Source organism: Sphingomonas carotinifaciens (genome assembly GCF_009789535.1).
Lineage (GTDB): Bacteria > Pseudomonadota > Alphaproteobacteria > Sphingomonadales > Sphingomonadaceae > Sphingomonas > Sphingomonas carotinifaciens.
In genome coordinates, this window is sequence record NZ_WSUT01000005.1 from 1,124,463 (window position 1) to 1,137,118 (window position 12,656).

The 12,656-nt window shown below is 67.3% G+C and carries 9 protein-coding genes; 7 read left to right on the plus strand and 2 right to left on the minus strand.

The features are described 5' to 3' along the window. Window positions 1-120: 120 nt before the first annotated feature. From GQR91_RS07270 to GQR91_RS07295, 6 genes are all read left to right on the plus strand, one after another. A complete protein-coding gene (locus tag GQR91_RS07270) occupies window positions 121-3,204 on the plus strand; it encodes a TonB-dependent receptor domain-containing protein (RefSeq protein WP_149682254.1) in 3,084 nt (1,027 codons plus the stop codon). A 184-nt stretch (window positions 3,205-3,388) separates the two neighbouring features. Then, complete coding sequence (locus GQR91_RS07275; RefSeq protein ID WP_149682253.1) at window positions 3,389-5,221, plus strand: methyl-accepting chemotaxis protein; 1,833 nt, start codon at window positions 3,389-3,391, stop codon at window positions 5,219-5,221. A 106-nt stretch (window positions 5,222-5,327) separates the two neighbouring features. After that, window positions 5,328-8,234, plus strand: coding sequence for an excinuclease ABC subunit UvrA (gene uvrA / locus GQR91_RS07280; RefSeq protein ID WP_164727741.1), 2,907 nt, complete (start codon window positions 5,328-5,330; stop codon window positions 8,232-8,234). A gap of 480 nt (window positions 8,235-8,714) precedes the next feature. After that, window positions 8,715-9,170, plus strand: coding sequence for a DUF3597 domain-containing protein (locus GQR91_RS07285; protein WP_112381935.1), 456 nt, complete (start codon window positions 8,715-8,717; stop codon window positions 9,168-9,170). Window positions 9,171-9,264: 94 nt separating this feature from the next. Next, complete coding sequence (locus GQR91_RS07290; protein WP_164727742.1) at window positions 9,265-9,738, plus strand: hypothetical protein; 474 nt, start codon at window positions 9,265-9,267, stop codon at window positions 9,736-9,738. A gap of 52 nt (window positions 9,739-9,790) precedes the next feature. After that, a complete protein-coding gene (locus tag GQR91_RS07295; RefSeq protein WP_164727743.1) occupies window positions 9,791-10,180 on the plus strand; it encodes a hypothetical protein in 390 nt (129 codons plus the stop codon). A gap of 831 nt (window positions 10,181-11,011) precedes the next feature. Here the strand turns inward: GQR91_RS07295 and GQR91_RS19110 are convergent. Then, the gene (locus tag GQR91_RS19110; RefSeq protein ID WP_162843979.1) at window positions 11,012-11,170 is read right to left on the minus strand and encodes a hypothetical protein; all 159 of its coding nucleotides are present in this window, start codon (window positions 11,168-11,170) and stop codon (window positions 11,012-11,014) included. A gap of 164 nt (window positions 11,171-11,334) precedes the next feature. On the opposite strand from GQR91_RS19110, the gene GQR91_RS07300 reads away from it, so the two are divergent. Then, window positions 11,335-11,658 (plus strand): hypothetical protein, encoded by a 324-nt coding sequence (locus GQR91_RS07300; protein ID WP_112381938.1) that lies wholly within the window; start codon window positions 11,335-11,337, stop codon window positions 11,656-11,658. On the opposite strand, the gene GQR91_RS07305 is transcribed toward GQR91_RS07300, so the two are convergent. Then, entirely contained in the window at window positions 11,585-12,640 is a 1,056-nt protein-coding gene (locus tag GQR91_RS07305) for a cell wall hydrolase (protein WP_235904002.1), read from the minus strand. The genes GQR91_RS07300 and GQR91_RS07305 overlap by 74 nt on opposite strands. Window positions 12,641-12,656: the final 16 nt, after the last annotated feature.

Genomic DNA, 12,656 nt, shown 5'->3' on the forward strand with positions numbered 1-12,656 from the left:
TAAACTGCATTGGTCTACCCAAAGGTATCAATGAGGTATTGACTGATAAGAGAATCTCTCGAAAACATGGCTCTTAACCCACGGAATTGAATCAACAAAATGTGGGGCAAGGGGTTCGAGATGGTTCTGAAGCAGTCTGTATCGATCATGGCGCTGGCGGGGTCGCTGGTCCTATCCGCCGTGCCGGCGCTGGCGCAGCAAGCGTCCAATACCGATCCGGCGACCACCGATGCGGTCGAGCAGTCGGCCGAGACGCGCGCTGCCGCGATCGGCGGACAGCAGGCCGCGGCACCGCAGGAGGATGGCGAGGGCCAGACCCTGGTCGTCACCGGCACGCGCATCCAGCGGCCCAACGTCGCGTCCGCCGCGCCGATCACCTCGGTCACCACGCAGGACATCAAGGCACAGGCGCCGCTGAACGTCGAGGAAGTGCTGAACCGCCTGCCGCAGGTCGCACCGGACAGCCAGCAGAACTATCAGGATTCGGACGGCCGCCAGCGTATCAAGCTGCGCAGCCTGGGTTTTGAGCGCACGCTGGTGCTCATCGACGGCAAGCGTCTGGGCACGCAGAACGGCCAGGACACCGGCATCATCCCGCCGTCGCTGCTGGAGCGGATCGACGTGCTGTCGGGCGGCGCTTCGTCGGTCTACGGCTCGGACGCGGTCGCCGGCGTCGTCAACTTCATCCTGCGCCCCAGCTTCGAGGGCGTCCGGCTGGATGCGAACTACAGCTTCTACAACCACAACAACCGCGACACGCTGGTTTCGCCGATCGCACGCAACAATTCCTTCACCTCGCCGCGCGGGCTGACCAACGATGGCGGCCGGTCCGACATCACGCTGACCGCCGGCAAGAAGCTGTTCGGCGACGCGCTCAGCCTGATGGGCTTCGTCAACTATCGCCAGGCCGACGTGGTCGACTATTCGGCGCGCTCCAGCTCGCCCTGCCAGCTGGTCGAAAACGGCAAGGACGGTCCGCTGTCCTGCACCCTGTCCACCTATTCGCCCAGCGGCTACATCCAGCCCGCCGGCACCGTGAACAACGGCGCGCAGTTGGTGAACAACCCCAACGGCACGCGCACCTTCGTGCCCTATGGCGCAGGGCCGGGCAACGCCGCCAACCCGTATGACGGCTATTCCTACCAGCGCCAGCTCGAGCGCTGGAACGCCGGCGGCTTTGCCACGCTGCAACTGGGTTCGGATACCGAACTGTACGGCTCGGCGATCTGGTTCCGGGACAAGTCCTACAACCGCTATCCCAACCGCATCCTCAGCTACACCGCCTATGGCACCACGCCGTATCAGGTGAATTGCGACAACCCGTTCCTGTCGGGCGCGCAGGCGACGACGCTGTGCGGCGCGCAGGCAGGCTCGGCGACCGCGACCGCGCCGCTCGACGTGCGCTATCGCTTCAACGACCTGCCCTATGTGCTCGACGAATATGTCAACAAGGGCATCCGCGCGACCGCTGGCATCCGCGGCAAGGTGGGCGATGCGTGGACCTATGACGTCGGCGGCGTCTATGCCCGCAACCAGCAGACGATCACTGCGGGCGACATCCCCGATTACACCCGCGTCAACCGTGCGCTCGACGTGGTCAGCGTCAATGGCACGCCCACCTGCCGCTCGGTGGTGAACGGCACCGATCCGTCGTGCGTACCGCTCGACGCGTTCCGCGCCGGCGTGCCCGGTGCCGCGGTGATGAACTACCTGCTGACCGGCGACCTCCAGTCGCAGGGCAGCGTCGGCGAGCTGTGGGACGTCGTCACCAGCGTGACCGGCGATCTCGGCAAGTACGGCGTCACCTCGCCTTTCGCGGAGGACGGCCTGGCCATCGCGCTCGGCGCCGAATATCGCAAGGACAGCTTCCGCGGCTATGCCAACGATCTGTACCGCCAGTTGAACGGCGGCGAGGACTTCTCGACCTCGCAGGACGTGTGGGAATCGAACATCGAGGTGCAGGCGCCGCTCGTGCAGCGCAAGCCGTTCGCCCATCTGCTGCAGGTCAATGGCGGCTTCCGCGTTTCGAAGTACAGCTCCAACCCGCAGACCTTCAACACCTGGAAGGCCGAGGCGCTGTGGGCGCCGGTGTCGGACCTGACCTTCCGCGCCTCGTTCAACAAGGCGCAGCGCGCGCCGACCGTGATCGAGATCCGCCAGGCGCAGAACATCAGCTACGGCACGCAAGGGGGGTCGCAGAACGACTTCTGCGCGCCCACCCGCACCACCGATCCGGCCACGGGCCAGGTCGTGTACGGCACGCCCATCGCCTCGCGCGAAGTGTGCCGCGCCACCGGCCTGTCGGACGCCCTGTACGGCAGCACCTCGCTCATCTGCCCGAACGACCAGTGCACCACCCGCTCGGGCGGCTTCGTCGCCGACCCCGAAACCGCCTACACCCAGACCTATGGCCTCGTCGTGAAGCCCAGCTTCATCCGCGGCCTGATCTTCTCGGTCGATCGCTACCGCATCAAGATCAACGACTCGCTGGGCTATAACGACTACAGCTACTACACCGACGGCTGCCTGCGCTCGGGCGGCGACCCGTTCTTCTGCTCGGGCATCGTCCGCAACGCCGCCGGCAACCTCTTCTCGCCGGGCGCCACCAACCCGACCAGCGGCTTCATCCGTCAGGGCACCACCAACTATTACCAGTCCATCGCCCGCGGCTGGGACTTCCAGAGCCAATACACGCTGAACGCGGGCGGCGCCGGCCGCTTCGACTTCAACTTCAACGGCTCGCTGACCACCTTCGCCGGTGGCCAGGACTCGCCGATCCAGCCGCAGCGCAACTGCGTGGGCTATTATGGTAATGGTTGCGGCCAGTTGCTGCCCAAGTGGTCGCATAATTTCCGCACCACCTGGAGCACGCCGGACAACGTCTTCAACGCCTCGTTCAACTGGCGCTATGTCGGCTCGCTGACCAGCGCCAACAATTCGGGCGACGAAGCGATCGGCGGCACGCCGGAGCGGGCACGCGCCACCTTCTACCGCATCGATCCGCAGAGCTATTTCGATCTGGCGCTGACCTTCAACATCGCCCGCCAGTTCGCATTCCGGATCATCGCGAACAACCTGTTCGACAAGGTGCCGCCGATCCTGCCGAACTCGTACGACATCGCGCTGGCACGCAACAACACTATCCCCGCGCGCTACGACTCGCTGGGCCGCCAGATCGCGATCGGCACCACGATCAACTTCTGATTCCTTCCAAAAAGCTCCCCCCCTCGACCTGCCGGCACCCCTCGCCGGCAGGTCTTTTTTTTGACGCGAAACGAGCACCCCTCTGCAAAGCATTGAAAAGGCGTTTGCGCGTTAACCTGCTCTTGATGGGCTTTGATCCACATCAGCCACCGGGAACCAGAACCACCCCAGGGGGCGATACGACGTGAATTCTCTGCCAATATCCAAGAAGATCGGCGGAGCCTTTGCGCTCGTCGTGTTGGGCGTGCTTGTCATGATGGCGGTGCTGTGGGGCGCCTTCGCCAGGATCGAGTCGACCAGCCACCGCAGCGTTCTGGCACAGGACATCTTTACCGAGGCGCTGGCGATGGAGATCGCCATCCTGCGCCAGAACAGCCAGGTGCGCGGCTTTCTTATCACGCGTGACGAGAATTATCTGAAGCAATATCGCGAAGCGCGCGAGGATGGCATCGCGTCCGCCGACAAGTTGCAGGCGATGCTGAAGCAGCAACCCGAACAGGCGCGTCAGGTGGCCAGTTCGGCCGCCAAGATCGCCGACTGGCGCCAGCAGATCGGCGAGCCGCTGATCGCACAGGCGCGTACCGATCCTGCCGCCGCACAGGAGGTGCTGCGTGCGTCCAGCAAGACCGTGACGATGCTCCCCGTCCTGGCGCCACTCCGCGCGCTGCGTGCCGATCAGGCCGAGCATATGGTCGCGGCGCGTGACATGCGCGATGCCGCGATCAGCACCGGGCGCTGGGCGCTGGTTCTGGGCGGCCTTGCCCTGCTGGCGGCGGCGATCACCCTGTCGGTCCTGCTTGCCCGCTCGCTGGCGCGACCGATCGTGCGGCTGACCGGCGTCATGGATACGCTGGCGCGCGGCAATCACGGTGTTACCGTCGCCGACGAGGCACGCGGGGACGAAATCGGCGTGATGTCGCGCTCGGTGGTGGTGTTCCGCGATGCCGCGGTCGCCAAGGCGCGCGCCGATGCCGAGCAGCAGATGGTGGTCGATCAGGTCGGCGCCGCGCTGGCGCAACTCGCCGAATCCGATCTGCGTGCCCGGCTTCAGGACTTTCCGGCCTCCTATGCCTCGCTGGAACGCGACTTCAACACCGCCGTCTCGCGCCTGTCCGCGGCCCTGGCGGGTGTGCGCGGCAACACCAGCGGCATCGCCGCCAGCACCGCCGAAATGCATGCCGCCACCGACGACCTCGCGCGCCGCGCCGAACAACAGGCGGCCAGCCTGGAGGAAAGCTCGGCCGCGATCAACGAGATCGCCGGTGCCGTTCGCCAGACCGCCGATCAGGCGCGCGCCGCCGAGACGATCGTGCACAAGGCGAGCCGCGACGTGAACACCAGCGAGGAGATCGTGCGCCGCACCGTCGCCGCGATCGGTGACATCGAACGCTCGTCCAACGAAATCGCCGAGATCATCGCGCTGATCGACGGATTGTCCTTCCAGACCAACCTCCTCGCGCTCAACGCCGGGGTCGAGGCGGCACGCGCCGGCGAGGCGGGCAAGGGCTTCGCTGTTGTCGCGTCCGAGGTTCGCGCGCTGGCCGAACGTTCGGCAGAAGCGGCGCGCGACATCAACGCGCGCATCACCGCCACCGTGCAGCGCGTGCGCAGCGGCGTCGACCTGGCGCAGCAGACGGACCAGTCGCTGCGTGCGATCACCACTGGCATCAACGAGATCGCGACCTTCGTCACCGCCATTGCGGGCAGCGCGGGGGAGCAGGCGGCCAGCATCCAGCAGGTGAACCTGGCGATCGGCGAGATGGACACCGCGACGCAGGCGAATGCGGCCATGGTCGAGGAGGTGACCGCCGCCGTCCGCGCCCTGACCGACGAGACCGGCATGCTCGAACAACAGGTCCACCGCTTCCGCGTCGACGACCAGGACGCCCCGGCACCCGCCGCCCCGCGTGCCCCCGCGCCGGTCGCGAAGATGCCGTCACCGCGCACCGCGCGCCCGGCCCGCGTACAGGGCAACGCCGCCCTGAAGCTCGACGACGACGACTGGAGCGCGTTTTAGGATGGGGATGGCGAGGGTGGCCCATCCGCCACCCTCGTAACGCAGGTGATCGCTTCCTATCTTCCGGCTCTGGCCTCCCGAGCGGAACGGAAGTAGAACTCGCCTCATGTCCCTGACCAAGATTTCGGTGCGCGGCGCGCGCGAGCATAACCTCAAGGATGTCGATATCGACATCCCCCGCGACACGCTGACGGTCATCACCGGCCTGTCGGGCTCGGGCAAGTCCTCTCTCGCCTTCGACACCATCTATGCCGAGGGGCAGCGCCGCTATGTCGAGTCGCTGTCGGCCTATGCGCGCCAGTTCCTGGAGCTGATGCAGAAGCCCGACGTCGATCATATCGAGGGCCTGTCGCCCGCCATCTCGATCGAGCAGAAGACGACCAGCCGCAATCCGCGCTCGACGGTGGCGACCGTCACCGAGATCTACGATTACATGCGCCTGCTCTGGGCGCGCGTCGGCATTCCCTATTCGCCCGCCACCGGCGAGCCGATCGCCGCGCAGCAGGTCAGCCAGATGGTCGACCGGGTGATGGCCCTGCCGGAGGGGACGCGCCTCTACCTCCTCGCCCCCGTCGTGCGCGGCCGCAAGGGCGAGTATCGCAAGGAGCTGGCCGAGTGGCAGAAGGCGGGCTTCACCCGCGTGCGCATCGACGGCGAGCTGTACGACATCGAGGAAGCCCCCGCGCTCGACAAGAAGTTCAAGCACGACATCGAGGTGGTGGTCGACCGCCTCGTCGTGCGCGGCGACCTTGCCACGCGCCTCGCCGACAGTTTCGAGACCGCGCTGAAGCTGGCCGACGGCCTCGCCTATGTCGACCCGGCCGATCCGGTCGAGCCGACCACGCCCAAGTCGGCGGTCCTCGGCGACCACGCGCCGCCGGGCCGCATCGTCTTTTCCGAACGCTTTGCGTGCCCCGTCTCGGGCTTCACCATTTCTGAGATCGAGCCGCGCCTCTTCTCGTTCAACGCGCCGCAGGGCGCGTGCCCGGCCTGCGATGGCCTTGGCGAGACGCTGCTCTTCGACGAGGATCTCGTCGTTCCCAACCACGACCTGTCGATCAAGAAGGGCGCGGTCGTGCCCTGGGCCAAGTCCAATCCGCCCAGCCCCTATTACATGCAGGTGCTGGGCAGCCTCGCGCGCGAATTCGGCTTCGCGCTCGACATCGCCTGGAAGGATCTCGACCCCAAGGTCCAGTCGATCATCCTGCACGGCACCAAGGGCAAGGCGGTCACGCTGACCTTCGTCGACGGCAAGAAGTCGTATGACGTGAAGAAGCCGTTCGAGGGCGTGATCGGCAACCTCAACCGCCGCATGCTCCAGACCGAGAGCGCCTGGATGCGCGAGGAACTGTCCAAATACCAGTCCTCCAAGCCCTGCGACACCTGCCACGGCGCCCGCCTCAAGCCAGAGGCGCTGGCGGTGAAGATCGCCGGCCGGGACATCGCGCACGGCACCCGCCTGTCGGTGGTCGACGCGCTCGCCTTCTTCACCGACATGCCGAACCACCTGTCGGACCAGCAGCGCGCGATCGCCGAACGCATCCTGAAGGAGATCGTCGAGCGGCTCGGCTTCCTCAACAATGTCGGCCTCGATTACCTGAACCTCGACCGTACCTCGGGCACGCTGTCGGGCGGTGAGAGCCAGCGCATCCGCCTTGCCTCGCAGATCGGCTCCGGGCTGTCCGGCGTCCTCTACGTGCTCGACGAGCCCTCGATCGGCCTGCACCAGCGTGACAACGACATGCTGCTCGCCACGCTCCGCCGCCTGCGCGACCTCGGCAACACCGTGCTGGTCGTCGAGCATGACGAGGATGCGATCCGCACCGCCGATTACGTCATCGACATGGGGCCGGGCGCCGGCGTCCATGGCGGGGAGATCGTCGCGCACGGCACGTTGAAGCAGTTGCTCAAGTCGAAAACCTCGATCACCGCCGACTACCTCAACGGTACGCGCGAGGTCGTCGTGCCGCCCAAGCGGCGCAAGGGCTCGGGCAAGCAGCTGACCGTGCACAATGCCACCGCCAACAACCTGACCGGCGTCACCGCGTCGATCCCGCTCGGCACCTTTACCTGCATCACCGGCGTGTCGGGTTCGGGCAAGTCGAGCTTCACCATCGACACGCTCTATGCCGCCGCCGCACGCCAGTTGAACGGCGCGCGCATCCTGCAGGGCAAGCACGACAAGATCACCGGGCTCCAGCATCTCGACAAGGTCATCGACATCGACCAGTCGCCGATCGGCCGCACCCCGCGATCGAACCCGGCGACCTATACCGGCGCCTTTACCCAGATCCGCGACTGGTTCGCGGGGCTCCCGGAATCACAGGCGCGCGGTTACAAGCCCGGTCGCTTCTCCTTCAACGTGAAGGGCGGGCGGTGCGAGGCGTGCCAGGGCGACGGCGTGCTGAAGATCGAGATGCACTTCCTCCCCGACGTCTATGTCACCTGCGACGTGTGCCACGGCGCGCGCTACAATCGCGAGACGCTGGAGGTGAAGTTCAAGGGCAAGTCGATTGCCGACGTGCTCGACATGAACGTCGAGGATGCCGCCGCCTTCTTCGTCAACGTGCCGCCGATCCGCGACAAGATGGCGATGCTGGTCGAGGTGGGCCTGGGCTATGTCAAGGTCGGCCAGCAGGCGACGACGTTGTCGGGCGGCGAGGCGCAGCGCGTGAAGCTCGCCAAGGAACTCGCCCGCCGCGCCACCGGCAACACGCTCTACATCCTCGACGAGCCCACCACCGGCCTGCATTTCGAGGATGTCCGCAAGCTCCTGGAGGTCCTCCACGCGCTGGTCGAACAGGGCAACACCGTGGTGGTGATCGAACATAATCTGGATGTGATCAAAACCGCCGACTGGATCGTCGACCTGGGACCGGAAGGCGGCGTCAAGGGCGGCGAGATCGTCGCCGCCGGCACCCCCGAAACCGTCGCTGCGGAGCCCCGCAGCTACACCGGCAAATACCTGAAGCCACTGCTCGACAAGGGCACGCACGCCCAAGCCGCCGAGTAACCCTCAATCCCTCTCCCCATGGGGGGAGAGGGCAAATGCGCCTCCGAAACCGTCGCTGCGGAGCCCCGCAGCTACACCGGCAAATACCTGAAGCCACTGCTGACAAGGGCACGTACGCCCAAGCCGCCAGTAACCCTCAATCCCTCTCCCCTTCGGGGAGAGGGAGGGGACCCGCGGCTTTAGCCGTGGGGAGGGTGAGGGGTTGCCACGAAGCGCAGCACTGCTGGTCGGCCCCTCACCCTCCCACCGCTTGCGCGGCGGGCCCCTCCAGCATCCGGTCGCCCATGCCCCCGGCATGGGCTGAACAGCGCGGGGCGCTGTTCACCTGATGCTCCCCGCGGGGCAGAGGGCAAGTGCGCCTCGACCCATCTTCCCCCCACGACGACCCGTGCCGGCCGCCAGCCAATCCCGCCACGTCGATGCATCAAACCCCTCCCACCCGCGTTCTTCCACCCGCAAGCCATCACCGTGGAGGAAGAATTGAGCATCTTCGGCAAGATCAAGACCGCCATTTTCGGCGAACACGGCCCCCTTGGCGGCCAGTTCAGCGGGCGCAAGACCACCCCGCCGCAGACCACGGCCGCGGAGTCGCATCCCGCCAGCCCGCCGCCGCCGCCCCAGGCACCGTCGAGCCCCGCCGCCTCCGCCACACCCGCCGCCGCCGCTCCCGCGCAGGCGGTCGATGTCGAACAGGTGCTGACCGGCATCGCCCAGTCGAAGGGCAATCCGAACCTCAACTGGCGGACGTCGATCGTCGACCTGATGAAGCTGCTCGATCTCGATTCCAGCCTCGACAACCGCAAGGAACTGGCCACCGAACTCGGCTATAGCGGTGCCAAGGACGGCTCGGCCGAAATGAACATCTGGCTGCACAAGGCCGTGATGCGCGAGCTGGAAAAGTCGGGTGGCCGTGTGCCGGCCAGCCTGAAGGACTGATCGCCGCCGGGCGCCTCGCCCGAAAGGGGCGGGGCACCACCGGAACTTCATCCCCCGACGGCCCGTTCGTGGGGCGTTACGGAAGGAAAAATCCATGCCACACAAAACCTTGGGTCGCTCGGCCGGCCTTGGTCTCGGCGGCTTTGCGGTGGCGGCCATCGCCTGGGTCGTCGGCACCCGCTTCGTGCCCGAACTGCCCCCCATCCAGCCCGCTGCCAAGCGCGACACCGACACGGCGAGCAACCCGGCCGGCGGCACTGCCGCACCGCTCGGCGGTGACCGCGATCCGCGCACCGCGCTCGATGCCAATCTGCCCAGCGGCCAGGCCGAGGCGGAAAAGCATTTCCATAACCAGACGCCCAATCCGGCCGCCGAACACGTCCCCACCGACCTGATGGGCGACCGCCACCCCGGCAACACCGATCGCGCGGTCGCGGCCTTCCGCCCCGATCCCACCGCGACCCCGACGGAGCAGGAAAAGGAGGCGTTGCGCCCCGCCACCGGTCCGGCCCCGACGCTGGTCGCCGATCGCGGCAGCGGCTTTTCGGAAGGCGCCGGCGCCGCCTGACGGCCGGGCAGGGGTCGCGACACCGCGGCCCCGCCAAGGAGAGGATGTTCCCATGAACTACAAGACGATCAGCTTCGGCCTCGGCCTGTTCTCCGTGGCACTCGGCCTGGCCGAAACGCTGGCACCAAAGCGCATCACCAGCGCGCTGGACAGCGAAGGCCATGAAACACTGGTGCGCAATTTCGGCCTGCGCGAGCTGGCTACGGGTGCCGCACTGCTCACCGCCCCGGCGGCCGCGACCAATGTTTGGGGCCGTGTCGCCGGCGACGCGCTAGACATCGGCGCGCTCGGTCTTGCTGCGCGTTCAAACCCGCGCAACGGCGCCGTCTGGGGCGCCCTCGGCCTTGTTCTCGGCATCACGCTGGTCGACCTGCTCACCGCCCGCGGGCTGGATGCGCAGACCGGCAAGACCTCCCCCCGCCGCGAACACGCGACCGCCTGAGGCGGAATGCGACGGGAATGGAATTCGATCGTCTTCGGTCATCCTTACCCGTCCGCGGCTGCACCGCTCCAGCATCGGGTCGGTCATGCCCCCGGCATGACCTGAACAGTGCGGGGCACCGTTCACCCGATGCTCCCGGCGGGAGAGGGAAAAGACGCTGCAGGCGGCAAAGGGCGAGGACGACCATGTCTGATCGAATCCGACCCTAACCTCCCGTTCGTCTCGAGTAATAGTCGAGTAGCGGCAAAGCCGCGTGTCGAGACGATGTATCGAGAGACATGTCGCTACGTGCGGCGCAAACTCGACACGCTCCGTCTGCGCTATCCGACACGAACGGGCCGGCCGCCGCCCTGCTGCAACGCCAGGCGTCCTGCCTGTAGCTAGAGCGGTTTCCGACCGATCTGCGTCATCGTGATTGCATCAGGAAGGCTGCTGGCTAGGAGCGGCGCGAAGCAGGGGCTGGTCTGCCCCTGCGAGCGTCGCGACGACGTCCAGCGGCCTTCCTGATGCACCCCCTTCGGGGCGGGCCAATTTTTGGCCCAGAGCCACGTCGCTCGTCGGTCACGATGCCCCGGCATCGCTCCGCTCCTCGCTTCTTGCCCTGAACCAAAATCGGCTCCGTCACGATGGCGCAGATCGGTCGGAAACCGCTCTAGCGTCGGATATGGGACACTTTCATGCGCTATAGCATCAGGCCTTCAACCTGATCCGTTCGTGCTGAGCGAAGTCGAAGCACAGTCACGTGGGCACAGCCTTCAACGTCGCTCAAGGCCAAGCGGATGTCGGATCAGGTTCCGAGCATGATGCTTCAAGGTGCCGGGATGCCGCCCCTCACGTCAGCGAGGATTTGCGCGGCACCGTCTCGTCCGCCTGCGGCTGTCCGCGGTCCAGCGTGTCGCTTGGCCGCCGTGCGTCACCGTCCTGCTGATGCTCGGTCGACAGGTTGGGCCGCTCCGTCTCGGTCGTCGGCTTGATCGCGTCATCGTCCATGATCGGGCTCCTTCTGGGCCTTCAACCGCCAAGCTGAACGAAGTCTCCACGACTGGCACAGCCTGCGACACTTTTGCGGGAAAGTCGGGACAGGTCTGCGACGAACGGCGCCCATATGGTCATCAGGCCAAGATCACATGGCCGCGTAACCAAGGAGTAGACCCATGAAAGCCATCATCGCCGCCACCCTCGGGTTCGCCGCGCTGCTCCCCGCCGCCGCACAGGCCCAGCGTTGGGAGCCGATCAACGCCCGCCAGGCCAATCTGGAGCGGCGCATCGATCAGGGCATTCGCGCTGGCACGCTGAACCGTCGCGAGGCGGATCGCCTGCGCGTCCAGTTCCGCGATCTCGATCGGCTGGAACAGCGGTATCGCCGCAGCGGCGGTGGTCTGACCCGCGCCGAGCGGACCGATCTCAATCGTCGCTACGACGTGCTGTCGCAGCGGGTCCGCTTCCAGAAGCAGGATCGCCAGCAGCGCCGCTGGTAAAGCGCGGCAGCGGCTGGCCGACATCCCGCCACCGGTCCAGGATTTGCCCGGAGGCGGGCAATCGGTCACCGGCCGGCGGCGGGGCAGGAGCCGCCGCACCGCGTGGCCCGGCGGGTGCCTCCGCTGTCGCGACGGGGGTCGCACCGGGCAGCGGCGGTATCTCGACCGGCACCGCCGGGGCGACATCCGCCCCGCCCGGTGCCGCCCCGCCCGGCGCCGCCCCGCCCGGCATCGGCTCCCCGCCTGCGTAGCGCTGCGTAAAGGCAGCCGCCGTGCCCCAATATCCCTTCCACCGGTGGAAGAAATGCGCGCCCACCACATCCGTCATCACCAGTGACCGTGCCCAGGACGGGCTGACCGCATAGGTGTGGTAATGGGTGGCGAGGCCAACGCCGGCGAACACGCCGCCGGCCAGCGCCCCCGCCGCGGCCCGCGCCGCACGCGCCCAGCCGCTCGCCGACGGTGCCCTGCCCAGCGCCCCGTCGCAGGCGAAGCTGAACTGGCACCCCGCCTGCGCCGATCCCTGATAGACCACGCCGCACACGCTGGCCGGAAAGGCCGGATGCCGCACGCGGTTCAGCACCACCTGCGCCACCGCGCGCTCTCCGGCGTCGCTCTCGCCGCCCGCTTCGTAATAGATCGCCGCGGTCAGGCATTGCAGCGCGCGGGCGCGGTCGACGGCGCTCGCCGCCCCCCAGCGAAATGGCGGGGCGGGCGTCACGCCGGCATCGCCACGGTCGATCACGCCGGCGGGCAGGGGCGGCAGGTCGGCCGTCCCGGTGGCCCGGCCGGGCGCCGGTGGGCTGGGCGCCGCAGCCTCCTCCACGGACCGCTGGACCGCCACCCGGGGCACCGCCGCCGCCGGCGGGCGCAGCGCCAGTCCCAGCGCGACCAGCAGCAGCAGGCCGACCAGCACCAGCCAACCCGCCAGCATGCGGCGCAGGGTGGCCCTGGAGACCGTGTACGGTGTGCTGCGACCCATCGGCGCAGTGCTACCG

Coding starts and splice junctions, on each gene's coding strand:
- GQR91_RS07270 (WP_149682254.1), top strand. CDS start 121: ATGGTTCTGAAGCAGTCTGTATCGATCATGGCGCTGGCGGGGTCGCTG.
- uvrA (WP_164727741.1), top strand. CDS start 5,328: ATGTCCCTGACCAAGATTTCGGTGCGCGGCGCGCGCGAGCATAACCTC.
- GQR91_RS07290 (WP_164727742.1), top strand. CDS start 9,265: ATGCCACACAAAACCTTGGGTCGCTCGGCCGGCCTTGGTCTCGGCGGC.
- GQR91_RS07295 (WP_164727743.1), top strand. CDS start 9,791: ATGAACTACAAGACGATCAGCTTCGGCCTCGGCCTGTTCTCCGTGGCA.
- GQR91_RS19110 (WP_162843979.1), bottom strand. CDS start 11,170: ATGGACGATGACGCGATCAAGCCGACGACCGAGACGGAGCGGCCCAAC.
- GQR91_RS07300 (WP_112381938.1), top strand. CDS start 11,335: ATGAAAGCCATCATCGCCGCCACCCTCGGGTTCGCCGCGCTGCTCCCC.
- GQR91_RS07305 (WP_235904002.1), bottom strand. CDS start 12,640: ATGGGTCGCAGCACACCGTACACGGTCTCCAGGGCCACCCTGCGCCGC.